This is a genomic window from Roseovarius sp. THAF27, from assembly GCF_009363655.1.
Classification (GTDB): Bacteria; Pseudomonadota; Alphaproteobacteria; order Rhodobacterales; family Rhodobacteraceae; genus Roseovarius.
The window spans coordinates 3,659,183-3,683,883 of record NZ_CP045393.1 but is presented as its reverse complement, the minus strand read 5'-3'; the positions used below and the strand labels follow the sequence as shown (position 1 = coordinate 3,683,883).

Annotated in this window: 23 protein-coding genes; 15 read left to right on the top strand and 8 right to left on the bottom strand. The window is 66.2% G+C overall.

The window, feature by feature from the left end:
• The first annotated feature begins 5 nt into the window (after positions 1-5).
• The 5 genes from dut to FIU89_RS18245 are packed head-to-tail and all read left to right on the top strand — an operon-like array spanning position 6 to position 4,470.
• Positions 6-461 (top strand): dUTP diphosphatase, encoded by a 456-nt coding sequence (dut, locus tag FIU89_RS18265; RefSeq protein WP_152493912.1) that lies wholly within the window; start codon positions 6-8, stop codon positions 459-461.
• Positions 461-1,525 (top strand): HesA/MoeB/ThiF family protein, encoded by a 1,065-nt coding sequence (locus FIU89_RS18260; RefSeq protein WP_152493911.1) that lies wholly within the window; start codon positions 461-463, stop codon positions 1,523-1,525. Before dut ends, FIU89_RS18260 begins: the two co-directional genes overlap by 1 nt.
• On the top strand, positions 1,503-3,515 hold the full coding sequence (locus tag FIU89_RS18255; RefSeq protein WP_152493910.1) for a M3 family metallopeptidase: 2,013 nt from the start codon (positions 1,503-1,505) through the stop codon (positions 3,513-3,515). Before FIU89_RS18260 ends, FIU89_RS18255 begins: the two co-directional genes overlap by 23 nt.
• Entirely contained in the window at positions 3,512-3,994 is a 483-nt protein-coding gene (locus tag FIU89_RS18250) for an RNA pyrophosphohydrolase (protein ID WP_152493909.1), read from the top strand. The genes FIU89_RS18255 and FIU89_RS18250 overlap by 4 nt, the downstream gene beginning before the upstream one ends.
• 11 nt (positions 3,995-4,005) lie before the next feature.
• A complete protein-coding gene (locus FIU89_RS18245) occupies positions 4,006-4,470 on the top strand; it encodes a hypothetical protein (RefSeq protein WP_254701732.1) in 465 nt (154 codons plus the stop codon).
• Positions 4,471-4,584: 114 nt separating this feature from the next.
• Here FIU89_RS18245 and FIU89_RS18240 read toward each other — a convergent pair whose 3' ends face one another.
• Positions 4,585-4,818 (bottom strand): hypothetical protein, encoded by a 234-nt coding sequence (locus FIU89_RS18240; protein WP_152493907.1) that lies wholly within the window; start codon positions 4,816-4,818, stop codon positions 4,585-4,587.
• Between FIU89_RS18240 and FIU89_RS18235 the strand changes: the two genes are divergently transcribed.
• The 4 genes from FIU89_RS18235 to FIU89_RS18220 all read left to right on the top strand — a co-directional run bounded on the left by FIU89_RS18235 (position 4,790) and on the right by FIU89_RS18220 (position 10,042).
• Positions 4,790-7,771 (top strand): error-prone DNA polymerase, encoded by a 2,982-nt coding sequence (locus FIU89_RS18235; RefSeq protein WP_152493906.1) that lies wholly within the window; start codon positions 4,790-4,792, stop codon positions 7,769-7,771. The genes FIU89_RS18240 and FIU89_RS18235 overlap by 29 nt on opposite strands.
• A gap of 209 nt (positions 7,772-7,980) precedes the next feature.
• Positions 7,981-8,658, top strand: a complete 678-nt coding sequence (locus FIU89_RS18230) for a phosphatidylserine decarboxylase (RefSeq protein ID WP_152493905.1) — start codon at positions 7,981-7,983, stop codon at positions 8,656-8,658.
• Positions 8,645-9,409 carry a CDP-diacylglycerol--serine O-phosphatidyltransferase gene (gene pssA / locus FIU89_RS18225; RefSeq protein WP_152493904.1) on the top strand — a complete coding sequence of 255 codons (765 nt, stop codon included), beginning with the start codon at positions 8,645-8,647 and terminating at the stop codon, positions 9,407-9,409. The genes FIU89_RS18230 and pssA overlap by 14 nt, the downstream gene beginning before the upstream one ends.
• Before the next feature lie 9 nt (positions 9,410-9,418).
• The gene (locus FIU89_RS18220; RefSeq protein WP_152493903.1) at positions 9,419-10,042 is read left to right on the top strand and encodes a class I SAM-dependent methyltransferase; all 624 of its coding nucleotides are present in this window, start codon (positions 9,419-9,421) and stop codon (positions 10,040-10,042) included.
• A 131-nt stretch (positions 10,043-10,173) separates the two neighbouring features.
• Here the strand turns inward: FIU89_RS18220 and FIU89_RS18215 are convergent, their stop codons facing one another.
• On the bottom strand, positions 10,174-11,340 hold the full coding sequence (locus tag FIU89_RS18215) for an MFS transporter (protein WP_152493902.1): 1,167 nt from the start codon (positions 11,338-11,340) through the stop codon (positions 10,174-10,176).
• Between the two features lie 91 nt (positions 11,341-11,431).
• Here FIU89_RS18215 and FIU89_RS18210 point away from each other — a divergent pair, with 91 nt between their 5' ends.
• Both FIU89_RS18210 and FIU89_RS18205 read left to right on the top strand, forming a co-directional pair.
• Positions 11,432-12,766 carry a PLP-dependent aminotransferase family protein gene (locus FIU89_RS18210; RefSeq protein ID WP_152493901.1) on the top strand — a complete coding sequence of 445 codons (1,335 nt, stop codon included), beginning with the start codon at positions 11,432-11,434 and terminating at the stop codon, positions 12,764-12,766.
• 166 nt (positions 12,767-12,932) lie between these two features.
• On the top strand, positions 12,933-13,577 hold the full coding sequence (locus FIU89_RS18205) for a pseudouridine synthase (protein WP_152493900.1): 645 nt from the start codon (positions 12,933-12,935) through the stop codon (positions 13,575-13,577).
• Positions 13,578-13,596: 19 nt separating this feature from the next.
• Here FIU89_RS18205 and FIU89_RS18200 read toward each other — a convergent pair whose 3' ends face one another.
• From FIU89_RS18200 to FIU89_RS18190, 3 genes are all read right to left on the bottom strand, one after another.
• The gene (locus FIU89_RS18200) at positions 13,597-14,643 is read right to left on the bottom strand and encodes a serine/threonine protein kinase (protein WP_152493899.1); all 1,047 of its coding nucleotides are present in this window, start codon (positions 14,641-14,643) and stop codon (positions 13,597-13,599) included.
• 193 nt (positions 14,644-14,836) lie between these two features.
• Positions 14,837-15,625 (bottom strand): glycosyltransferase family 25 protein, encoded by a 789-nt coding sequence (locus FIU89_RS18195; protein ID WP_152493898.1) that lies wholly within the window; start codon positions 15,623-15,625, stop codon positions 14,837-14,839.
• Between the two features lie 5 nt (positions 15,626-15,630).
• Positions 15,631-17,073 (bottom strand): aldehyde dehydrogenase family protein, encoded by a 1,443-nt coding sequence (locus tag FIU89_RS18190; RefSeq protein WP_152493897.1) that lies wholly within the window; start codon positions 17,071-17,073, stop codon positions 15,631-15,633.
• Between the two features lie 150 nt (positions 17,074-17,223).
• On the opposite strand from FIU89_RS18190, the gene FIU89_RS18185 reads away from it, so the two are divergent.
• Positions 17,224-17,877, top strand: a complete 654-nt coding sequence (locus FIU89_RS18185; protein ID WP_152493896.1) for a peroxiredoxin — start codon at positions 17,224-17,226, stop codon at positions 17,875-17,877.
• A gap of 136 nt (positions 17,878-18,013) precedes the next feature.
• On the opposite strand, the gene FIU89_RS18180 is transcribed toward FIU89_RS18185, so the two are convergent.
• Positions 18,014-18,703, bottom strand: a complete 690-nt coding sequence (locus tag FIU89_RS18180) for a GNAT family N-acetyltransferase (protein WP_172978163.1) — start codon at positions 18,701-18,703, stop codon at positions 18,014-18,016.
• A 254-nt stretch (positions 18,704-18,957) separates the two neighbouring features.
• Here FIU89_RS18180 and FIU89_RS18175 point away from each other — a divergent pair, with 254 nt between their 5' ends.
• Entirely contained in the window at positions 18,958-19,992 is a 1,035-nt protein-coding gene (locus FIU89_RS18175; protein ID WP_152493894.1) for a succinylglutamate desuccinylase/aspartoacylase family protein, read from the top strand.
• 9 nt (positions 19,993-20,001) lie between these two features.
• On the opposite strand, the gene FIU89_RS18170 is transcribed toward FIU89_RS18175, so the two are convergent.
• Both FIU89_RS18170 and FIU89_RS18165 read right to left on the bottom strand, forming a co-directional pair.
• Positions 20,002-20,682: a hypothetical protein gene (locus tag FIU89_RS18170; RefSeq protein ID WP_152493893.1), complete on the bottom strand. Its 681-nt coding sequence runs from the start codon at positions 20,680-20,682 to the stop codon at positions 20,002-20,004.
• Positions 20,683-20,781: 99 nt separating this feature from the next.
• On the bottom strand, positions 20,782-21,276 hold the full coding sequence (locus FIU89_RS18165) for a rhodanese-like domain-containing protein (protein ID WP_368373270.1): 495 nt from the start codon (positions 21,274-21,276) through the stop codon (positions 20,782-20,784).
• A gap of 68 nt (positions 21,277-21,344) precedes the next feature.
• On the opposite strand from FIU89_RS18165, the gene mutL reads away from it, so the two are divergent.
• Both mutL and FIU89_RS18155 read left to right on the top strand, forming a co-directional pair.
• Complete coding sequence (gene mutL, locus FIU89_RS18160; RefSeq protein ID WP_152493892.1) at positions 21,345-23,207, top strand: DNA mismatch repair endonuclease MutL; 1,863 nt, start codon at positions 21,345-21,347, stop codon at positions 23,205-23,207.
• Positions 23,204-24,439 carry a DNA recombination protein RmuC gene (locus FIU89_RS18155; RefSeq protein ID WP_152493891.1) on the top strand — a complete coding sequence of 412 codons (1,236 nt, stop codon included), beginning with the start codon at positions 23,204-23,206 and terminating at the stop codon, positions 24,437-24,439. Before mutL ends, FIU89_RS18155 begins: the two co-directional genes overlap by 4 nt.
• The last annotated feature ends 262 nt before the right edge of the window (positions 24,440-24,701 follow it).

Genomic DNA, 24,701 nt, shown 5'->3' with positions numbered 1-24,701 from the left:
GGCGCATGGTGAGCATTTCGGTGATGTGGGAAGAGGGCGCGGATCGCGATTTGGGCCTGCCAGGCTATGAGACGGCGGGGGCGGCGGGGGCGGATCTGCGCGCCAACCTGCCCGACCGGGGGGCGGTGGTGCTCGCGCCGGGGGCGCGGGCGCTGGTGCCGACGGGGCTGCGGCTGGCGATACCGGAGGGGTACGAGGTGCAGCTGCGGCCCCGGTCGGGGCTGGCGTTGAAGCATGGGATCACGCTGCCCAACAGCCCCGGGACGATCGACAGCGATTACCGTGGGCCGTTGGGGGTGATCGTGATGAATGCCGGGGATGCGCCGTTCACTGTGGAGCACGGGATGCGGATTGCGCAGATGGTGGTGGCGCCGGTGGTGCAGGCGGGGTTCGAGGTGGTGGAAACCCTTGAGGAGACCGCGCGCGGGGCGGGCGGTTTCGGGTCCACGGGGGCAGGCTGATGCTGTTGGTGCTGATCCTGGCCGGGGCGATCTGGGGCCTGGGCGCGTGGATGGGCGCGCCGCGCCGGCAGCGCTGGGGCATGATCGGGGTGCTGTGGGCCTTCGTCGTTCTGACGCAGCTGGTGCTGCCTGATGGAAATGGCTTGCGCGAGGCGACGGGGGGCGAGGCGGCGCCGTGGCTGCTTTTGGGCGGCGGGGTGGCGCTGGTGCTGGCGTACCGGCAGGTGCTGCGCCGGTTGCGGGGGCGGGTGACCGAGCCGGAGCCGGAAAAGCCCCGGGGCCTGTTCGCGCCGACGGAGCTGGAGCGTTATGCGCGGCACATCGTGCTGCGCGAGATCGGCGGGCCGGGGCAGAAGGCGCTGAAGCAGGCAAAGGTTCTGGTGATCGGGGCCGGGGGACTGGGCTCGCCCGCGATCCTGTACCTGGGGGCGGCGGGCGTAGGCCGGATCGGGGTGATCGACGACGATGTGGTGGATGCCACCAACCTGCAGCGGCAGGTGATCCATACCGATGCGCGGATCGACATGCCAAAGGTGCATTCGGCGGCGCAGGCGGCCGAAGCGGTGAACCCATACGTGGAAATGCGGCCTTACCAGCGGCGGTTGAGCGAGGAGATCGCGGCGGACTTGTTTGCCGAGTATGATCTGATCCTCGATGGGACGGACAATTTCGACACGCGGTACCTGGCGAACCGGGTGGCGGTGGCGCAGGGCAAGCCCTTGATTTCGGGGGCCTTGTCGCAGTGGGAAGGACAGGTGAGCGTGTTCGACCCGGCGCAGGGCGCGCCGTGTTACCAGTGTATCTTTCCCGAGGCCCCGGCGCCGGGGCTGGCACCGAGCTGTGCTGAGGCCGGCGTGCTGGGGCCGCTGCCGGGCGTGGTGGGGTCGATGATGGCGGTGGAAGCCGTGAAGGTTATCACGCAGGCAGGCGCGGCGCTACGGGGTGAAATGCTGATTTACGATGCCCTATATGGGGAAAGCCGGAAGATATCACTGAGCCGCCGGGCGGAGTGCCCTGTGTGCGGCCAACGAGGAGAGCAAGATGACCAATCCGCTGTTGAGTGAGTGGGAGACGCCGTTCGAGATGGCGCCGTTCGACCGGGTGTCGGACGAGGATTTCGCGCCGGCGTTCGAGGCCGCGTTGGAGGAGGCGCGGGGCGAGATCGCCACGATTGCGGACAATCCCGAGCCGCCGACTTTCGCCAACACGGTGGAGGCGCTGGAAGTGGCGGGCGACAGGCTGGACAAGGTGCTGTCGGTGTTCTTTACCGTGGCAGGGGCCGACAGCAACGACAGGCGGCAGGAATTGCAGCGGGAGTTCAGCCCGAAGCTGGCCGCGTATTCGTCCGAGATTTACGGGAACAAGGCGCTGTTTCAGCGGATCGCGACGCTGTGGGAGGATCGCGAGAGCCTCGGGCTGACCGAGGAGCAGGCGCGGGTGCTGATGCTGACCCATCGCGGGTTCCGGCGGGCCGGGGCCGGGCTGGACGGCGACGCGGACACGCGGATGAGAGAGATACGCGCGCGGCTCGCGGAGCTGGGCACGGCGTTCACGCAGAACCTGCTGAAGGACGAGGCGGGGTGGTACTTGGAGTTGAACGAGGCGGACCTTGAGGGGCTGCCGGAGTTCGTCGTGCGCTCGGCCCGGGCGGCGGGCGAGGAGAAGGGGGCGGCGGGGCCGGTGATCACCCTGTCGCGGTCCTTGATCGTGCCGTTCCTGCAGTTCTCGCCGCGGAGGGATTTGCGCGAGAAGGCCTATGCCGCATGGACGTCGCGCGGGGCCAATGGGGGCGAAACGGACAACCGCGGGATTGCCGCCGAGGTCCTGAAGCTGCGCGAGGAGCGGGCGAAGCTTTTGGGGTACGAGAGTTTCGCCGCGTTCAAGCTGGAGACCGAGATGGCCAAGACGCCCGAGGCGGTGCGCGGCCTGTTGATGGATGTCTGGGGGCCGGCCCGCGCGCAGGCGGAGGCGGATGCCGAAGCGCTGACCGAGATGATGCGCGAGGATGGCGTGAATGGGCCTTTGGAGCCGTGGGACTGGCAGTACTATTCGGAGAAGCGGCGCAAGGCCGAGCATGACCTGGATGAGACGGCGCTGAAGCCGTATCTGCAGCTGGACCGGATGATCGAGGCGGCGTTCGCCTGTGCGCATCGCCTGTTCGGGCTGGAGTTCGCGCGGCTGGACGTGCCGCTGTACCATCCAGATTGCCGGGCGTGGGAGGTGACGCGGGAGGGGCGTCATGTGGCCGTGTTCATAGGGGACTACTTTGCGCGCGGGTCCAAGCGGTCGGGGGCCTGGTGCTCGGCTATGCGGGGCCAGCGGAAGTTTCCCGATGTGAAGGGGCCGGTGGTGATCAACGTGTGCAATTTCGCCAAGGGCGATCCGGCGCTCTTGAGCTATGACGATGCGCGGACGCTCTTTCACGAGTTCGGGCATGCGCTGCACCAGATGCTGTCGGACGTGACCTATGAGAGCATCTCGGGGACGTCCGTGGCGCGGGATTTCGTGGAGTTGCCGAGCCAGCTTTATGAACACTGGCTGGAGGTGCCGGAGGTTCTGTCGGAATTCGCCACCCATGCCGAGACGGGCGAGCCGATGCCGCAGGAAATGCTGGACAAGGTGCTGGGCGCTGCCACTTACGATATGGGGTTCCAGACGGTAGAATACGTGGCCTCGGCCATGGTCGATCTGGCGTTCCACGAGGGGGAGGCGCCCGACGATCCGATGGCGAAACAGGCCGAGGTGCTGGCGGAGATGGGGATGCCGCACGCGATACGGATGCGCCACGCGACGCCGCATTTCGCGCATGTGTTCAGCGGTGACGGGTATTCGAGCGGGTATTACAGCTACATGTGGTCGGAAGTGATGGATGCGGATGCATTTGCCGCCTTCGAGGAAGCGGGCGGGGCATTTGATGCCGAGAAGGCGAAGGCGCTGGAGGAGAATATCCTGTCCATGGGCGGCGCGCGCGAGGCGGAGGAGCTGTATCTGGCCTTCCGGGGCCGGATGCCCGGGGTCGAGGCGCTGTTGAAAGGGCGGGGGCTGGCGGCATGACACCGGAAGAGATCGAGAAACTGCCCTATCGGCCCTGCGCGGGTGTGATGCTGGTGAACAAGGACGGCAAGGTTTTCGTCGGCCAGCGGATCGACAGCGAGTATGACGCCTGGCAGATGCCGCAGGGCGGGATCGACGAGGGCGAGGACCCGCGCGACGCGGCCCTGCGCGAGTTGTGGGAAGAGACCGGGGTGAGGGCCGATCTGGTGACGGTCGAGGCGGAGACGCCGGAGTGGATTCCCTACGATCTGCCGCATGAGCTGGTGCCGAAGCTGTGGAAGGCGCGGTATCGGGGACAGATGCAGAAGTGGTTTCTTCTGCGGTTTCACGGGACCGATGCGGATGTGGACATCACCCTGCCGCCGGCGGAGTTTTCCGAGTGGAAGTGGATCGCGCCCGAGGACGTGGTGGACGCCATCGTGCCGTTCAAGCGCGGGGTTTACGCCAAGGTGATGGAGGCGTTCGGAGACAGGCTGTGAAGATGTTTTTTATGAGCATGGTCTTTGTTCTGGCCGCCGGGCCGGCACTGGCGCTGTCGTGTTTGCGGCCGGACGTGGCGCGGACTTACAGCCAGGCGTCGGAGGCGGAGCAGGCCTATGTCGTCGTGACCGGGGAGTTGCGGTTCGACGAGGCGCGGTTGCCGGAGAACGACGGCACCAATCAGGACCGGCGGACCGTGGCGATTCCGGCGCGGCTAGAGGGGACATCGCTGTCGCGGGCCGGTTTCACGACGCCGTTTGCGCGGGACATCACGTTGGAAGTGCAGTGTTTTGGCCCTTGGTGTGGCGGGGCGCAGTCGGGGGTGGAGTACCTTGTTTTCTTGGAAAAGCATGGTCGGAAGCTGGTGATGGTGGCCAACCCTTGCGGCAGTTGGGCCTTTTCCGAGCCGTCGCCCGCGCAGGTGCAGCAGGTGGAGACCTGCATGGGCGGGTTGGAGTGTGTGCCGCTGAAGTGAGGGGGACGCGTGGGTTTTCACCCACCCTACGAGGTCCCGGATCGGGTCCGTGACGGGATGGTATGGGCCGCGCGGAATCAAGGCCGTAGGCCGCCGCGCATCGACGGGCCGCCCTCACGGCACGGCGATTTGGCTGGACTTGGCGCCCCGCTTGAAGTTTTTACGGATATGGCTGGCATAAAGCGCGCAGAACGACTGTTGATCGCCGTACCGCGGCCCGGCGATGCGCGGCTTCCTAAAGGGGCGCGCGTGGGTTGTCACCCACCCTACGATTCGGACTCGAAATGAGAACAAAAGGTGAATATCATCGGGGCCTGCCATGTTCACCGAATTGTCGATCACCTCCAACTTCACCTTCCTGACCGGGGCGTCGCACGCCGAGGAATACGTGGCGCGGGCGGCGGAGCTGGGTCTGGCGGGGCTGGTGATTGCCGACGAGAACTCGGTCGCGGGCGTCGTGCGTGCCCATGCGGCGGTGCGCGAGATTGCACGGCTCGTGGCCGAGCGGGAACGGATCGAGGCGCGCGACGGTCCCATCGGCCCGCCCGCGCCGGAGCCGCGCGCGCCCGAGTGGGCGCATGTGCCACGCTTCTATCCCGCCGCCCGGCTGGTGCTGCGCGAGGGGCTTGTGCTGACCGCCCTGCCCGAGACGCGGCAAGGTTGGGGGCGGCTGAGCCGGCTGATCAGCGTCGGGCGGTTGCGCGTCGAGAAAGGCGAATGCGACCTGCGGCTGGAGGACCTGCTGGAGGGTATGGAGGAGATCGTGCTGTTGCTGCATCCGCCCGAGGGGGCGTTGCGGGATTGGAAGCGTCACGCGGGGCGGCTGGTGAAGGGTGTTGGTGGGCAGTGCTACCTGCTGATGGCGCCGCGCTATGACGGGCAGGATGCGGCGCGGTTTGACCGGCTGGCGGGGCTGGCAGCGGAGTTGGGGCTGGAGCCCGTCGCCTCGGCCCTGCCCGCGATGCACCATGCGCGGCGGCGGCGGCTGGCGGATGTGCTGACCGCGATAAGGCAGGGGCGGCGGGTGGACGAGTTGGGCCGCGCGGCCCTGGCCAATGGCGAGCAGCGGCTGCGGTCGGGGCCCGAGATGCTGCGGCTGTTCGCGGGGCACGAGGATGCGGTACGGCGCACCGGCGACGTCGCGGCGCGGCTGCGGTTCTCGCTCGATGAGCTGCGGTACGAGTATCCCAGCGAGGTGTCGCAGGGGGAAACGGCGGCGCAAAGGCTGCGGCGGCTGGCGATGGAAGGGCTGCGCTGGCGCTATCCCGACGGCGCGCCGGAGCGGGTGCGGGGGATGATCGAGCACGAGCTGAGCCTGATCGCCAAGCTGAAGTACGAGCCCTATTTCCTGACAGTGCGCGACGTGGTGGCCTTTGCGCGGTCGCGCGGCATCCTGTGCCAGGGGCGCGGGTCGGCGGCCAATTCGGTGGTGTGCTATTGCCTGGGCGTCACCTCGGTCAGTCCGGAAACCGGGACGATGGTGTTCGAACGCTTCGTCAGCGAGGCGCGCAACGAGCCGCCCGATATCGACGTGGATTTCGAGCATGAGCGGCGTGAGGAGGTGATCCAGCATATCTATGAGCGCTATGGCCGGCACCGCGCCGGGCTGTGCGCGACGGTCATTCATTACCGGGGCAAGCGGGCCATCCGCGAGGTGGGCGCGGCGATGGGGCTGAGCCAGGACACGGTAGGGGCGCTTTCGTCGCAATTGTGGGGGTTCTTTTCCTCCTCGGGGCAGGTCGAGCGGGAGCGGATGCGCGAGATCGGGCTGGACCCCGATGACCGGCGCCTGCGCCAGACGATGGAATTGGTGCGCGAAATCGAGGGGTTTCCGCGGCACCTGAGCCAGCATGTTGGCGGGTTCGTCATCACCGAGGGGCGGCTGGACGAGCTGGTGCCCATCGAGAACGCCACGATGGAAGGCCGTACTGTGATTTGCTGGGACAAGGACGATATCGACGCGCTGGGCATCCTGAAGGTCGACGTGCTGGCGCTGGGGATGCTGAGCTGCCTGCGCAAGGCGTTCGACCTGATCGAACAGCATCACGGGCAGGAACATACGCTGGCCTCGCTGCCGCCGGAGGACCCGAAGGTCTATGACATGCTGTGCGAGGCGGACACGATCGGGGTGTTCCAGGTGGAGTCGCGCGCGCAGATGAATTTCCTGCCCCGGATGCGGCCGAGATGCTTTTACGACCTGGTGATCGAGGTGGCGATCATCCGGCCCGGGCCGATCCAGGGCGACATGGTGCATCCCTATATCCGGCGGCGGAACGGCGAGGAGACGGTGGAATTTCCATCCGACGAGCTGGGCCGGGTGCTGGGCAAGACGCTGGGCGTGCCGCTCTTTCAGGAACAGGCCATGCAGATCGCCATCATCGGGGCCGGGTTCACGCCGGACGAGGCGGACCGGCTGCGCCGGTCGCTGGCGACATTCAAGAAACACGGGAATATCAGCGCGTTCCGCACGCGGTTCCTGAAGGGGATGCGGGCCAATGGCTATGACATGGAGTTCGCCGAACGGTGTTTCAGCCAGATCGAGGGGTTCGGCAGCTATGGTTTCCCGGAAAGCCATGCGGCGAGCTTTGCGCTGCTGGTCTATGCCAGTGCATGGGTCAAGCGGCACCATCCGGGGATATTCGCCTGTGCGCTGTTGAATGCGCAGCCGATGGGGTTTTACGCGCCGGCGCAGATCGTGCGGGACGCGCGCGAACATGGCGTCGAGGTGCGGCCGGTCTGCATCAACGCCAGCTATTGGGACAACGCGATGGAGCCGGACGAGGCGGGCGGGCTGGCCCTGCGGCTGGGGTTCCGGCAGGTCAAGGGGATGGTGGAGGAGGACGCCCACTGGATCACCGCGGCGCGGGGCAACGGGTACCGCGAGGTGAGCGACGTGTGGCGGCGGGCGGGCGTGGCGCCCGAGGTGATGACGCGGCTGGCCGAAGCGGATGCGTTCGCCAGCATCGACGTGGCGCGGCGCGGGGCGCTGTGGGAAACCCACGCGATGGTGGGCAAGGAGGCGCTGCCGCTCTTTGCCGGGGACATGGAGGGCGAGGCGGTGTTCGAGCCTGCCGTTCACCTGCCCGCCATGACGACGGGCGAGGAGGTGGTGGAGGATTACGTCTCGATGCGGTTGTCGCTGAAGGCGCATCCGCTGGCCCTGTTGCGCGATCTGCTGACGCCTTCCGCCTCGGTGGATCGGGGCGATCCGTCGAAGCGGCAGAGCGCCGCATTGGATGCCGTGTCGCCCGGGACGGATGCCGGAGCCTTCGGCGGAAGTGTTGCCAGGTCTGAAAAATGAGTTTTTACAAGTGTTTGTGAGAAGGATTCGAGGTTTCCCTGTTTCTATCCATGGCCGTGCTGCATCCCGAGGGTCGTAGAAGGGCCATCTACGCGTCGAGGCGCAGTTTCGTGAGCCGGTCAAATCCAGCCGGGACCTGCTCTTGCACTTGCAGTTGTGGCGGCCGGGCTTCATAACGCAGCACCACTCAGCGGCGACGGAAAATCTCCATGCGAATGCTCGATACATTCATCAAGCCGATGCATCCGGAAGGCAGAAAGTTCGTTGCGATCTTTGCCGGTGCGACCCTCCTGTTGTTTCTCGTGGCCGACATCCTGGGGTGGATCGGCGTCGGGCTTACGGTCTGGTGTTATTACTTCTTCCGCGACCCCGAGCGTGTGCCGCCGTCGCGAAGCGGGGTCATCGTCAGCCCGGCGGATGGCATCGTCTCGTTGATCGAGAAAGCGGTTCCCCCCGAAGAGCTTGGGATGTCCGGCGAGGCGTTGACCCGCATCAGCGTCTTCATGAGCGTATTCAACTGCCATGTGAACCGGATGCCCGTCGGAGGCCGAATCGAAGCGGTCGCCTATCGGCCGGGCAAGTTCTTCAATGCCTCGTTGGACAAGGCCAGCGCGGACAACGAACGCAACAGCCTGCGAATCGCGATGCCGGACGGGCGGGATATTGCCGTCGTGCAGATTGCGGGGTTGGTGGCGCGGCGGATCGTGTGTTTCGTCAAGGAAGGCGACACGCTGTCGACCTCGGAAAGGTTCGGGCTGATCCGGTTCGGCTCGAGGCTGGATGTCTATCTGCCCGACGGGGTTGTGCCCCTGGTTCATGTGGGGCAGACCATGGTTGCCGGAGAAACAGTATTGGCCGACCTCACCTTGCCCGATGCCACGAGATAACCAGACCCCGCGGGACCGCGCCGGCAGGAACAGAAACGAAGCCGCGCTTGTCCAGTTGCTGCCCAACCTGATCACGCTTGCCGCGATCTGCGCGGGCATGACGTCGATCCGGTTCGCGGTTCAGGCGGATTACATGTTCGCGGTGCAACTGGTGCTGCTGGCCTGTGTGCTGGATGGCGTCGACGGCCGGGTCGCGCGTTTGCTGCGAAGCGACAGCAAGATCGGCGCTGAGCTCGATTCGCTCGCGGATTTCCTGAACTTCGGAATCGCGCCGCCGCTGATCTTGTATTTCTGGGGCTTGCAGGACATCCGCAGCGTGGCGTGGATATTCGTGCTTTTCTTCTCGGTCTGCTGCGTGATCCGGCTGGCCCGTTTCAATGTCGACCACAAGTCGGAGGATGCGGCCGGGTCGGCCACCCACTTTTCGGGGGTTCCGTCGCCGGCGGGCGCGGTGGTGGTCATGATGCCGCTGTACCTGTCGTTTGCGTTCCAGAACGACAAGCTGCCGGGCCTTGCCATCTGCATCTACATGGTTTTCGTGGGCCTGTTGATGATCAGCGCCGTGCCGACGATGTCGCTCAAGGGCGTGACGATCTCGCGGGCGAACGTGAAGTTCTTCCTCGTCGGCGTTGTCCTGGCCGGGGCCGCTTTCTTTACGTTCACCTGGATTGCGCTGTTCGTGCTGTCCGCGTGCTATCTGATTACGGTGGGATGGTCCGCGGTCCGCAAGGCGAGAGACCTCAGAAAGTAAGGAGAACGCATGGATATCGAGGCCGTCAAAACGTCCTACGCGCGGTGGGCCCCAATCTACGACAGGACATTCGGAGCGGTGACGAATGTCGGCCGGAAGCGTGCCGTCGATTATATCAACGCGCGCTCCGGGAGCGTTCTTGAAGTGGGCGTGGGCACGGGTCTTTCGCTCGAGCATTACGGCCCTGAGACGCAGGTCAGCGGCATAGATTTCAGCGAGGACATGCTCGCCAAGGCGCGCGACAAGGTGGAGCGCCTGAATCTGGGTCATGTAAGGGAGTTGCGGCAAATGGATGCCCGTAACCTCGATTTCCCGGACAATCACTTCGACACGGTCGCAGCGATGCATGTGCTGTCGGTCGTCCCCGAGCCCGAGCGCGTGATGCGCGAAATCGGCCGGGTCTGCAAACCGGGCGGCAAAGTGGTGATCACGAACCATTTCGTGCGCAAGACAGGCGCGCTTTCCGTTCTGGAGCGGGTGCTGGCGCCGGTGGCCAACGTGATCGGCTGGCATTCCGATTTCGAGATCGAAACCGTGCTTGGGTCGGAGTGTCTCAGGGTGGACGTGCAAAGACCATTGCCCCCCCTTGGCATGATGACGTTCCTGGTGTTGGAGAAAGCGCCGGAGCATTAGGGTGCGAACGCACCGAGGCACACCCGAAGGTAATGGAGTTGGGGGTTGGGCCATGGATATTCGAAGCCGACTTTTGACGGCTTCCTGATCCGGCGCGCGTCCGCTTTGCGTTCTCTGCGTCGGTCGTCGCGCTATCCGGCATCGAAGGCGGCGGCGGGCGGAACGGCGCGTCGTTTCCACGTCAGCACGATGATCGCGGTGACCGTGATCTGAACGGCTGCGAAGGTCACCAGTGCGGACAGAAGGCCCAGCATGTCGGCCAGGGCGCCGCTGGCGATCACCGGAAGCGAAAAGCCGAAATAGGCATAGACGAACAGGCCCGCCGTTGCCCTTGCCCGGTCGTCCGGCGCACGCAACGACACTTCTGCCAGGGCCGCGAGGTAGGTGAAGCCATAGCTTGCGGCGCTGGTGATACAGGTGCCGACGAGAACGAATGTCAGAACCTTCAGCCACACACCGACCAGGAGGACGAGAAAGCCGAGCGGGATGAGGACGAACCCGAGGGCAAGCGCGCGGTCGTTGGTCATGCGCCGGGCCATCGGTTGGCACAGGAACCCCATGAAGATCGCCAGGAAGATGACGAGGCCCGTCCACCCGCCGAGATCGTTCGCGGCAAGCTCCAGCGGAATGACAGCGATGGTCATGCCGGTCGTGGACCAGGCCAATGCCATTGCGGCACCGAAGACCCAAGTGCCGGAGGGGAATACCGGCAGGCGCAGGAGCGACACGGGGCGGGGCTTATCGATCCGGGGAAGTCCGAGGGCGATCAGGGCGAGGACCGGAGCCGCCACGAACAGGACGATATAGCTGGCAGGCAGGAGCGTCGGCCCCTGCACCCCGAGGCTGATCCCCGTTGCCAGAGCGCCGCCGCCAAAGCCGAGCGATGTGGCGGAGGTCACGACAAGGGCGGCGTTCCTTGCACGGCTCGCGCCGAGAATTTCCGTCATGTAGGCCGTCCCGGCGGTTGTCGCCAGACCCGTCCCGATCCCGAGCAGGACGCGCGCGACGACAAGACTTGCCCAGCTTGGCACCTGTACGAGAAGCGCCGTTGCCACGGTGCCCAGGATCAACGCCAGCGCAATCGGGACCCGTCTGCCGATGCGGTCCGACAGCCCGCCGATCAGCAACAGCGTCGGCAGGAGACCACCGACATAGGCCGCGAACGCGACCGTCACCGCCGTGGCCCCGACATCGCTTTGGGCCGCGTAGACCTCGTAGAGCGGAGCCTGAAGGTTGACGGCGAACGTCACCGTGAAGAGCCCGAGAGCGAGCAGCGAAACCGGGATGAGCCTGGACATGGGGCGCGGACCTCGAAGATTGACTTCAGACCGGCATGGCACGATGAATGTCGTAGGACAATTTTTCTATTGTACTAGATACAGTGAGGCGATGAAGAGGGCGCGATACATCCACCTTGCCGACATGCTCTCGACGGCGATCGAGGAGGGCAAGCTGGCCCCGGGCACGAAGCTGCCGACCCATCGCGCCTTTGCCGAACAGTTCAGCGTGGCCCTGGCCACGGCGACGCGTGTTTACAGCGAGGTCGAACGCAGAGGCCTGATCGTCGGCGAAGCCGGTCGCGGCACGTTCGTGCGCGATGTCGGGCTGCCGCCCGCGCTGGGGGTCCGGCAGACGGCCAGCGATGGACTCGTCGATCTTGTCTTCAACATGCCGGGGAACGCGGGCGATGCGGATATGTTGCGGGCGGGCCTGCGGCGGCTTGCGGCGGCGGGCGACCTTGAGGCGATGCTGCGGTATCAACCTCACGGCGGCCGGGCGCACGAGCGCCGGATCATTGCCGAAAGCCTTGCCGGAACCCTTGGCCCCATCGACCCCGACTGTCTTCTGGTCACGTCGGGCGGGCAGCATGGGCTGGCGACGGTCGCGCTCGGTCTTCTTCGGAGCGGCGACAGGGTCGCAACCGACACTCTGACATATCCCGGCTTCAAGTCCGTCGCGGCATTGCAGGGGCTGGATCTTGTTCCGGTCGAGGGGCGACATGGCGTGATGGACCCGGACGACCTGGAACGGCAGTGTCGCGCGCGCAAGGTGCGGGCGGTCTACCTGATGCCGACGGTTCACAACCCATTGGGGGCCGTCATGGACGAGGCAACGCGCCTGCACCTGATCGAGATCGCGCGCGCGCACGACCTGTTGCTCATCGAGGACGCGGCCTATGCATTCCTGGAACCGGACCCTCCGCCCAGCCTCTTCGCGCTTGCACCGGAACGAACGGTTTATGTCGGTAGCTTTTCCAAGAGCCTTTCGACAGGGTTGCGTCTGGGCTACCTGGTCGCACCCGAGAGCCACACGGACGGATTGCTAGAAGCGATCAGGGCGACGACCTGGAACGCCCCGGCGTTGATATCCGGCTTGGTCACGGGCTGGGTGGAGGACGGCACGCTTGCCAAATCCGAAGCCACCCGGCGGCGGGATGGCGCAGAGCGCCAGCGGCTCTGCCGGACGGTTCTTGGCGGTTCCTCGGTTCTGTCGCATCGCAACGCGGGCTTCGCCTGGTTGTCGCTTGAAAAGGGCGTTCGCGCCGAACCGATCGTCACACGGCTGAAGGCGCACGGAATTTCTGCGTCCGGCGCAGGACCTTTCGCAACCACTGTCGCAGCGCCACAGGCGTTGCGGCTTGCCTTCGGCGGGATCGCAATGGACGCGTTGACAGGAATTTTCCGGACGGTTCGGGACGCCGTCGATGCGGCATCGGTTTCGTAGGAGAGCCTTGGTCGCTGACCTGCGTGCAGGCAGTTTTTGAGTATTTTTCTGCCTTGGGACGTTATCGCTCGGCACCCGTTCGGCGGGACGCTCAGGGGAACGGTGCAGGCGTCTGGTGCCGTGGGCCGGGCTGGCGTGGCGGGCAGGGCTGGTGTATGCGGCGCCCATGTCCGATTACGACCCGCCGATGACCCCGCTGGAGGTGCTGCACGAGGATCACGAGATCCTGGTGGTGGCCAAGCCGCCCGGCCTGCTGAGCGTGCCGGGCAAGTGGGCGCACCTTGCCGATTGCCTGCTGGCGCGTGTGCAGGAGGCGTTTCCCATGGCGCTGCTGGTGCATCGGCTGGACCGGGACACGTCCGGCGTGATGGTCTTTGCGCTGTCGCCCCATGCGCAGCGGCACCTTGGCCTGCAATTCGAGAAGCGGCAGGTGAAGAAGATCTACGTGGCGCGGGTCTGGGGCCGGGTGGAGGAGCGGACCGGGACGGTGGACCTGCCGCTGATCGTGGACTGGCCGAACCGGCCGCGGCAGAAAGTGTGCCATGAGACCGGCAAGGCCGCGGTGACGGACTGGCGCGTGCAGAGATATGGCGAGGGCGAGACCCGGATGCGGCTGATGCCGAAGACCGGGCGCAGCCACCAGTTGCGCGTGCATATGCAGGCCTTGGGCCATCCGATTTTGGGGGACCCGTTCTATGCCGAGGGCGCGGGTCTGGAGCATGAACGGCTGATGCTGCATTCCGAGGAGTTGCGGCTGCGGCATCCCGATGGCGGGGCGGGGATGGTGTTTCGTCAGAAGGCGCCGTTCTAGAACGCGTGGTGCGTGAAACTCAGGCGCGCAGCACGCGGTCGGTGAGGTTGAGGCGGTGCGCGATGATGGGTTTCAGCGTGGCGGCAAGGTGGGGATCGTCGACCTGTAGCTGTTCGAGTTCGTCGAGCCGGTTGGTGGCAATGAGCGTGAGCGCGTCGAGCCGTGGGGCGCCGTCGGGATGGCGGGGGAGTGCGGTGACGGTCTGAATGTGTTCGGGTTTTGGCGCGGGGGCCAGTTTCGTGACCTCGGACGCGGTGAGCGGCGTTTCGACGAACGCATAGAGGCCGACGCCCTTGGCGGGCAGGGCGAAGGTGCAGAGCGCCACGTCGGTGATCTGCGGATGAGCGAGCAGGGCCTTGCGCAGGGCAGGGCCGTCACGTTCCATGCGGTCCTCGGTGCCTTCGCCGTCGGACCAGTTCATCAGGCGACGGGTGATGAAATTGTAGAGCCGTTTGCCGGTGGCCATCCAGACGCGGGAAGGCAGGGATTTCTGTGCCAGCATCCGGTGCTCTGACGGGGTGAGCAGATGCGGCGCGTAGGCGCGTTTCTGTTTCAGCAGGTGGCGCAGGTCCTCGCGGGCCTTGAGACGGAAGAGCTTGCCACGCCGGGGATGGACCGAGGCGAGCTGGAAGTCGATGACGGCGGCACGGCCCTCGGGCGTCATCAGCCAGTTCTGCGGCTTGGCGATGTCGTTATGGGTGACGCCCGCGCGGCGCATTTCGCGCAAGAGGCGCCTGGCGTCCCGGTACCAGGTCGGATCGGTGGGCTTGGCCAGTTGCAAAGGCGTGCCCTTGGTCCAGCTGCGCAATAGGCCCACGTGGTCGGCGCGGATGAGGGTGGGGCAGCCTTCGATCCCCTGCACGGCGCGCAGGCCGCGGGTTTCGCGCGCAGCCAGCCAGCGCGAGAGAGGGCGGGCGTAGAGCGGCACCGTGTCGAGCTTGCGCAGGACGACGGCGATGTCGGGGTGGCCTTCGAGGTGGCCGGAGATGGTCTCGGAAAAGATATCGCGCTTGTGCACGGTCTCGGGCACGAAGACGGCCTGCGCGATATCGGGGATGGTGTTCATGGGGGGTGTTTAGTGGGTTTCAGCGTGGGGGGGAAGGTGGGGTGGAACCCCACCCTACGGAAGTGTCGGGCGGTTTTTCGCGGTGCGATGTGCGGAAGGCTGCCAGACCCCGTCGCGCATCCAGCCGTCGGGACGGCGGTATATCGGAGGATCCGGTTGCGGGCGCCACCCGAGAGGCGGGGGGATGATGCGGTCAGCCTGCCCAGTCACCGTCCGCCGCGAAGCCGCCATTGGCGGGCGCGGCGCTGCGGCGCGACAGGCGCGAGACCGCCGTGCGGTAGCGGGCGCCGTGGAATTCGCGCACGAGCTTTTCGGTCCAGGAGGGATCGCCCGGCCGGGCGGCAGGGTCGTCGATCTCTGGCCCGATATCGGCAAGGCCCGAGGGGTAGATCATCGCCGGGCGCAGGCCGGTGTGCCAGTGGGACTGGACGAAGGCATCGACGGGTCGGTCGAAAGGGTCGGACAGCGCCAGCAGCCGTGCGGCGGCGGCGCGGCTGACCATCTGGCCGGTGGCGCGCAGCCCGGCCTGTTGCGGCACCACGAGGCGGCAGTCGCGGAACGTGTCGACGAGATGCGAGGGGCCTTTCGGGGCATTGGTCTGGAACTGGATGTAGCCAAGCCGTTCAATATGGGGCCGGGCGAGGCTGAGCGCGGCGTGAAACGTGTCGGGGTCGATCTCGGCGTCGTCCGCGAGGATCAGTGCAGCGCCCGCGTCGCGCCTCTGAAGCTCGGCCCAGATTTGGCGGTGCGAGAGGGTGCAGCCGATCTCGCCCGCCTTGAGGGGAAACGGGTAACCCGGCTCGAACAGCGCGGCCCCGACGCTGGACGAAAGGTCGGTGGAGGACATCGAGCCGCCGTCGACGGCGGGCCAGATCTCGGCCCTGAAGCCGCCGATGTCGCGAGCGTCGGCCAGCAGTGCCTGCGCGTTCTCTCGCCGGGCCGAAGCCCGGACGAGGTGCAACACGAAGGCGTGGATCTCCATCCGCGTCAGGCGTCTTCGGTCCAGCCCGAGACCGCCTTGACCTCGAGGAAGTCCTCGAGCCCCCATTTGCCGCCTTCGCGGCCGTTGCCGGACTGTTTCATGCCGCCGAAGGGCGAGCCGAGGCCCCGGCTTTGGCCGTTCATTTCCACCATGCCCGAGCGCAGGGCGCGGGCGCAGCGGTTGGCGCGGGCCGGATCCTGGGTCTGGACATAGTTCGTCAGGCCATAGGGCGTGTCGTTGGCGATGCGGATGCCGTCCTCTTCGGTCTCGAAGGGGATGATCGACAGGACAGGGCCGAAGATTTCCTCGCGCGCGATGGTCATGTCGTTGTTCACGTCGGCGAAGATCGTCGGTTTGACGTAGAAGCCTCGGTTGAGCCCGTCGGGGCGGCCGGTGCCGCCGGTGACAAGGCGCGCGCCTTCGTCGATGCCTTTCTGGATCAGGTCCTGGATCTTGTTGAACTGGGTCTCGTTCACCACGGGGCCCATGTGGCGGCCTTCCTCGGACGCGGGGCCGACGGTGACCTTGCCCGCCGTTTCGGCGGCGGTCTCGACGGCCTGGTCGTAGATGTCGCGCTGGACGAGCATGCGGGTGGGCGCGTTGCAGGACTGGCCGGTGTTGTTCATGCAGTGCAGAACGCCGCGCTTGACGGCCTTTTCGTCGGCGTCGGCGAAGATCAGGTTGGCGCCTTTGCCGCCAAGTTCGAGGCTGACGCGCTTGAGCGTGTCGGCGGCGTTTTTGGAGATTAGCCGCCCGGCGCGCGAGGAGCCGGTGAAGGAGACCATGTCGACGTCCGGATGGCCGGTGAGCGCGGTGCCCGCGCCCGCGCCGTCGCCGTTGACCAGGTTGAACACGCCCTTGGGAAAGCCCGCCTCGTCGATCATCTCTGCAAAGAGCAGGGCCGAGAGGGGCGATTCCTCGGACGGTTTGAGGATCATGGTGCAGCCTGCGAGCAGACCGGCGATGACCTTGAGCGAGATCTGGTTCATCGGCCAGTTCCAGGGCGTGATCATGGTGACGACGCCAACGGCCTCGTGGATAATGCGATCGTTGGGGGCGTGATCGCCCAGGGGTTCGATCCAGTGAAATTCCGATGCGGCCTTGAGGATGGCGTCCATGTGGGACGACCCGGCGCCGACCTGCTGGGCGCGGGCGAGGTCGATGGGGGCGCCCATTTCCATGCTGATGGCGCGGGCCATGTCCTCGGCGCGGGATTTGTAGATCTCGCGCAGTTTCTCGACCAGGGCCATGCGCTCGGCCACGGGGGTGGCCATCCAGCCGGGGAAGGCGGCCTTGGCGGCGGCGACGGCGGCGTCGCAATCGGCCTCGCCGGCCAATGAGATCACCGCGCAAGGGTCTTCGGTCGAGGGGTCGATGACCTGGTGGTCGGTGCCCGCGACCGGGTCGACCCAGGCGCCGTCGATGTAGAATTGTTTCTTCTCGATCATGTCGCAGTCCTTTCGTCCGAGCCGCATATGTGGGCATTTGGCGCACAGATGACCATAGGGGGCGGACTGCCGCAAGTGGGTGGTGTTAATTTCGCGAACCCTTCCTATGTTGGGCGCGAGGATTCGATTTGCAAAAGAAGGAGATGCCCCATGGCACTGCGGATCAACGACACCATTCCCGACCTGAAAGTGACCACCGACCAGGGCGAGTTCAGCCTGCATGACTGGATCGGCGATAGCTGGGCGATCCTGTTCTCGCATCCCAAGGATTTCACGCCGGTGTGTACCACCGAGTTCGGTGCCGTCGCGCGGCTGGCCGACGAGTGGGAGAAGCGCGGCACCAAGGTGATCGGGGTCAGCGTCGACGGCGTGGAAGACCACAAGAAATGGAAGGGCGACATCGAGACCGCCGGCGGCGCCAAGCCGGGCTTTCCGATTATCGCCGATGACGGGCTGGAGGTGTCCAAGGCCTTCGACATGCTGCCCGCCGAGGCCTACCTGCCCGATGGCCGCACGCCCGCCGACAGTGCCACGGTGCGCTCGGTCTTCATCATCGGGCCGGACAAGCAGCTGAAGCTGACGATGACCTACCCGATGACCGTGGGACGCAACTTTGGCGAGGTGCTGCGCGCGCTCGATGCGTTGCAGACCAGCGCCGGGCAGGGCGTGGCGACGCCGGCCGACTGGACCGTGGGGCAGGACGTGGTGATCCCGGCCACGGTCAGCGACGAGGACGCCAAGGCGAAGTTCGGGGAGTTCAACACGGTGCTGCCGTATCTGCGGATGGCGAAGCTGCCGGGTTGATCCAGCGGAGCGGCTGCGCCGCGCCGGATTATTGGGTCGGAGGGGCGCTGCCCCTCCGGTCGAAACCGGGGTTTCGACCTCCTCCCCGGGATATTTCCGGCCAGAGGAAGAGGGTCCTGTCGGGCGGCCATTCCGATCAGCGCGTAAAGCTTTGCGCCCCTTCGGGCTGGGCGATGCCGGAGCGCACGTCGCGGCGCAGGCGCAGACCGCAGCGTTCGATCATCCGACAGGAGGCAAGGTTGGTGGTGCGGGCGAATTGCTGCACCCGCTCGGCGCCGAGATCGTCCACCGCCGCGCGCAGGGCAAGGGCATTGACCCGGACGCCGATGCCGCGTTTGCGCTGATCCTCGCGCACCACCACGAGCCCGGCCCAGGCGGTGGCGTGATGCTGGCCATGGGCGTTGTAGGGAAAGTAGGTAAAGGCGGTGGCCGCGATGGTGCCGTCTTCCGGGTCGGTGAGCACGGCCAGCGCGGCAGGCCCCGTCTGACCCGGGAGCACCTGCGCAGGGTAGGGCGCGATGCCGCAGCGGGCGATGAAATCCTGCACCTTTTCGAGGAACGCAAGATCGTCGGGACCGGATGGCACGGCCGGTACCAGATCGTCGCGCGCCTGACCGAGCGCATCGTCGCAGGCGGCCCGGATACTGTCGCGCGGGCCGTCGAACACGTCCCACCAGCTTATGGTGCAGCCGATCTCGGCCAGGCGGCGCTCGATTTCGGGGCAGTCTTCCGTCGGGGTCATGCGGAACGTGATCGCGCCCTGGTCGCGCAGGATTTGCTCGATCCTGTCCCAGCCGAAGCGGTCGGGGTCGTCCGTGCCGGCCATGCGAGCGGCGAAAACCGCGCCGGGTGTGTCGCGCAGCGTGTCCGCTGCCGCCAGTGTCGCCGCCTGCGACTTTTTTGGACCGCGCTGCCGTAAAGGCCCTTCACGGTGCCGTTCATGTGGTCTCTTTCGCCCCTCGCTTGGGATCACTTTAACACGGAACGGGCAGATCGGTACGGCCTTGTGCCGTGCGCGTCGGCGGTTGCCCGGCCTTTCGGTTATGGACAGGGCCGGGATTTTGCGCGACATAGCCGGGCATGTCGAAACGTGATGCATTCGGGATCGGGGGCGAGACGGTAAGGCCCGGAAGCCGCAAGACGGTGGACGTGCCGGTGAGCACCCTGTCGGACCATACGCCGGTGAGCCTGGCGGTGCACGTGATCCACGGGCGGCGGCCCGGGCCGGTGCTGTTCGTCTCGGCGGCGATCCATGGCGACGAGGTGATCGGGGTCGAGATCGTGCGGCGGCTGTTGCGGGCGGCGCCCCTGAAGGGCATGGCGGGTACGTTGCTGGCGGTGCCGATCGTCAACGGGTTCGGCTTTCACAACCATTCCCGCTATCTGCCGGACCGGCGCGACCTGAACCGCTGTTTTCCCGGCGGCGCGGAAGGCAGCATGGCATCGCGGCTGGCGCATATCTTCATGGAAGAGGTGGTGCGGCGTGCGGATGTGGGGATCGACCTGCATTCGGCGGCAATCCACCGGACCAACCTGCCGCAGATCCGGCTGACGCCGGGCAACGAGCGTTTGAAATCCCTGGGCGAGGCGTTCGGCGCGCCGGTGATGATGGCCTCGAAGCTGCGCGAGGGCAGCTTGCGGCTGGCCGCCGAGGACGAGGGCGTGGATGTCCTACTGTACGAAGGCGGCGAGGCGCTGCGGTTCGACGAACTGGCCGTGCGGGCCGGGGTGAGCGGGTGCCTCCGGGTGATGCGGCGGCTGGGCATGATCGGGTCCAAGGGCGTGCCGAAGCGGCGCAGCGTGCCGGTGGTGGCGAACACGTCGCACTGGTACCGGGCTCCGGTGGGCGGTGTCTTTCGCGGCTACAAGGCGATCGGCGATGCGGTGGAGCCGGGCACGGTGCTGGGTGCTGTCAGCGACCCGATGGGCCAGACCGACCGGGAGGTGATCTGCGAGGAGGTGGGCATCGTGATCGGGCGGTCGAACATGCCTGCCGTCTACGAGGGCGAGGCGCTGTTTCATATCGCCGAGACGCCAAGGGCGGAACATGCCGCCGAGGGCGTGGCCGCGCATATGGAGGCCGCCCCGCTTTACGACGAGGACGAGATCATCTGAGCCGGGGTCTCAGGTCGTGTGGTCGCGGTTCTGGGGCAGGAGGAAGATCGACGTGGCCAGCAGGCTGAACACAAGCTCGTAGACTTCCCATTTGCGCGATACGTCGATGGCGGCGATCACGAGGCTGGCGGCCACGGCCAGAACCGCGTGGCGGGTGCTGGGGACCGGGGCGGCGATGCGGTCGGCGGTGCGTTTGATCCAGCCCACGCGCGGGTAGAGCAGCGGCAGCACGGCGAGATAGATCAGCAGGATCAGCGTCAGGATCGGGCCGAAGAGCGTCTTGGCGAGGTGGAAATCGCCCCAGGGCGTGGGCACGATCAGGTTGTGCAGGTTGGTTTCCTGCTGCTTGTTGATCTCCTGGAAGGTTTCGCCGGTTTCCCAGCCGAAGATGCGCTGGCCCCAGGAAATCTCCTCGCCCGCGGCGAAGAAGAACAGCAGGCCGTAGAACAGCGTGCAGCCGAAGGCCAAGGTGAGGCCGCGCGCCTTGAGAGAGCGGGCGTTGCCGAACAGAACGACGCTTGCCAGGAACAGGAAGATCGCGGTGCCGTATTCGACGATCCCGTCCTCGCGTGCGTAGGTCAGGGTGAAAAAGTCGGTGCTGTAGAAGAAGATGCCGACCGTAAGCACCAGGACGGCGACGACGATGCCGAGGATCAGTCTGTCGAGTTGCCGGATCGTGGAAAGGGTCATGGGACGCGTGCCTCTGGCGTAAGATCTGGCGCGGGAATAGGCGAGGCGCAGCGTCGCATCAAGCGCAAAGCCCGGCCGCGTGGCGAAGACCCGCCGGGATCAAGCGGTGACACGTTCGGGGCCGCCGGTGCTCATGGAGGTGCCGATATAGGGTTTGCCGGCCTCTTTCCATGCGCCGAAGCCGCCCTCCATGTGGGCGATGCGGTCGAGGCCGGCGTCGATCGCCGCACGGGCCATCTTGTCCGACCGCACGCCCGAGCCGCAATGCAGGACGATACGCTTGTCGGACTGGCCGGGCAGTTTCTGCGCGTCGAAGAAGGGCATGGGAAAGAGCATGGCGCCCTCGATATGCTGGAAGGCGTATTCGGGGATCGTGCGGACGTCGATCAGCACGATTTCGTTCGCGGCGAAGGCGTCGGCGACCTCTTTGACGGTCCAGGTTTCGAACGTGGCGACGCCGATGGTTTCGGATTGCATGGTATGGCCTTCCTCGGGCTTGGCGTCTGGACGAGAAACGAGGGTGTGGCGCTGCGGGTTCCCGGAGCGTCCCGGGGACGTGAGTGTCGTGGCGATCCGGATCGTGAGAAAAAGCACCGTTGGACGCTTTCAAAGGTGCACTCGAACCTAGCAGAATCGGACATGGGCATGCTAGGTATTGCGGTATGAATGAAATCAGCCCCAATATAAGCGAGGAACGGCCTGTCATCCGGCAACTGGACGAGACGGCGATCAACCGCATTGCCGCCGGTGAGGTGGTGGAGCGCCCGGCCTCGGCGGTCAAGGAACTGGTGGAGAATGCGCTGGATGCGGGCGCCCGCCGGGTCGATGTGGACATTGCCGATGGGGGCAAGACGCTGATCCGCGTGCGGGACGACGGCTGCGGAATGACCGGGGACGAGTTGCCGCTGGCGCTGAGCCGGCACGCGACGTCGAAGATCGACGGGTCGGACCTGCTCAACATCCATTCCTTCGGGTTTCGGGGCGAGGCGCTGCCCAGCCTCGGGTCGGTGGGGCGGCTGACGATCACAAGCCGGGCGCAGGGGTTCGACGGGGTCGAGATTACGGTGGCGGGTGGTGGCATCGGTGCAGTGAAGCCTGCCGCGCTGAACCGGGGTACGGTGGTGGAGTTGCGCGATCTCTTTTACGCCACGCCCGCGCGGTTGAAATTCATGCGCACCGACCGGGCCGAGGCGCAGGCGGTGGGCGATGTGATCAAGCGGCTGGCGATGGCGGAGCCGTTCGTCAGGTTCACCCTGCGCGACGTGAGCGAGGGGCGCGAGCCGCGTATGGTGTTTCGCGCCGATGCCGAGAGTGGCGATCTGTTCGATGCGCTGCACGGGCGTTTGGGCCAGGTTCTGGGACGGGAGTTCGCCGAGAACGCGTTGCGGATCGAGGCCGAGCGCGAGGGGATCGCGATGACGGGCTATGCCGCGTTGCCGACCTATTCGCGGGGGTCGAGCGTGGCGCAGTATCTGTTCGTCAACGGGCGGCCGGTGCGGGACAAGATGCTCTATGGGGCGCTGCGGGCGGCCTATCACGATTTCCTCAGCCGGGACCGGCATCCGGCGGCGGCACTGTTCCTGGAATGCGAGCCAAAGCTGGTGGATGTGAACGTGCACCCGGCGAAATCCGAGGTGCGGTTTCGCGATCCCGGCGTGGCGCGGGGGCTGCTGGTGTCGGGGCTGCGCCATGCGCTGGCCGAGGCGGGTCACCGGGCGTCGACCACCGTGGCGGGCGCGACGCTGGGTGCGATGCGGCCGGAGCCCTTGCCACAGGCGGGCGCTTCAAAAATCTACCAGATGGATCGGCCCGGGGCAGCGGCGCGGGCGGCGAGTTACCAGATGCAGGCGCCGGAGGCGGGCTTTGCCGAGATGCAAGGCGCCTGGTCGGGTCGGGTCGAGCCGCAGGTGGTGGAGACGCACGAAGACGCGGTGGCGCCGCAGTCGCTGCCCTTGGGGGCGGCGCGGGCGCAGGTGCACGAGAATTACATCGTGGCGCAGACCGAGACCGGCATGGTCCTTGTGGATCAGCACGCGGCGCATGAGCGGCTGGTCTATGAGAAGCTGAAGCGGCAGATGGCCGAGAACGGCGTGGCCAGTCAGGCGCTGCTGATCCCCGAGATTGTCGAGTTGAGCAGTGGCGAGGCGGGGCTGCTGCTGGATATGGCCGAGGATCTGGCGCGGCTGGGGCTGGTGATCGAGGCGTTCGGGCCGGGCAGCATCGCGGTGCGCGAGACGCCGGCAATCCTGGGGCCGTGCGACGCGGGCAAGATGCTGCGCGACGTGCTGGACGAATTGGCCGACATGGGTGAGAGCCTGAACGTGCAGGCGCGGATCGAGGCGATCCTGAGCCGGGTGGCCTGTCACGGCTCGATCCGGTCGGGGCGGCGCATGAGCGGCGAGGAGATGAACGCATTGCTGCGCGAGATGGAGGCGACGCCGCATTCCGGGCAGTGCAACCACGGACGGCCCACTTACGTGGAGCTGAAACTGAGCGATATCGAGCGGTTGTTCGGGCGGACATGATTACGATTGGCGAGACCACTTACGCACTGGACGATCCGCTGGTGATGGCGGCACTGGCGGCGGCGGCCGTGGTGTTGCTGATCCTGCTGTTGGTGATCCTTGCGCTGCGGGCCGCGGCGCGGACGGCGCTGGCGACGGAGCCGCTGGCGCAGCAGTTGGGACACTTGGGGCAGAACGTGCAGAGCCTTGCCAATGGGCAGGAGGGTTTGCGCAGTTCGATCCAGGTGGTGAGCGACACGGCGACCAGCGGGCAGACACAGCTGGCGCAGATGGTCGAACAGCGGCTGGCGGGCGTGCAGCAGCAGATGCAGGACCGGCTGGCGGACAACGCGATGCGCAGCCAGCGGGCGCTGACCGAGATGCAGGAGCGGATGCGCGAGACGCTGCATGGCTCATCGAAGCAGACCACCAACAGCCTGACGGCGTTGCAGGAACGGCTGAGCGCCATCGACAAGGCGCAGGACAATATAACCAAGCTGTCGGGTGATGTGCTGTCGCTTCAGGATATCCTGTCGAACAAGCAGACGCGCGGGGCGTTCGGCGAGATCCAGTTGACCGATATCGTCAGCAAGGCGATGCCGTCAGACAGCTATTCGCTGCAGGCGACGCTGTCGAATGGGCGGCGGGCAGATTGCCTGATCCACCTGCCGAACCCGCCGGGGCCGATCGCCATCGACAGCAAGTTTCCGCTGGAGGCCTACGAGGCGCTGCGCAACGCCAAGAGCGACTACGAGGTGAACGAGGCCGCGAAGTTCCTGCGGACCTCGGTGAAGAAGCACATCAAGGATATTTCCGACAAGTATATCCTGGATGGCGAGACGGCGGATGGCGCGCTGATGTTCCTGCCGTCCGAAGCGGTCTATGCCGAGTTGCACGCCAATTTCCCGGAACTGGTGCGCGAGGGGTTCGCCCAGAAGGTCTGGATCGTGTCGCCCACCACCTGCATGGCGACGCTGAACACGATGCGCGCGATCCTTAAAGACGCGCGGATGCGCGAGCAGGCGGGGGCCATTCGCAAGATGCTGGGGCAGTTGCACCGAGACGTGGAACTGGTGCTGGAACGCGCGGGCAAGCTGGAGACGCATTTCGACCAGGCGCGGCGCGATGTCGAGGGAATTTCAACCGCGGCCGAGCGTGCAGGGAAACGGGCGGCGAAGCTGGACAACTTCGATTTCGAGGAACTGGCGCCGGAGGATTCGGTGAATGTGGTGAAGCTGGGCAAGGACGGCTAGCTGGCGGTTATGGCTGGCTGCGAAAGTCGGAAATGAGTCCTTGTGAGACATTGGGTTCGAGCATCCAGCCGGTTAACAGCCGCGCAGCGGCCCGGCCATCGTCAGCCCCTCCCTTGGGCTGGCGATTTGGCTGAGGCTGGGCGCACCGATCATTCCGAGGATGTGTTTGGCAGGCATAAAGTGCTTCCTATTTGCCGTCGGATCGCCACCCCAGGGGCTGACGATAGCCTCCGTCTGGAACGGCAGCAAGGTCCGCAAAGCG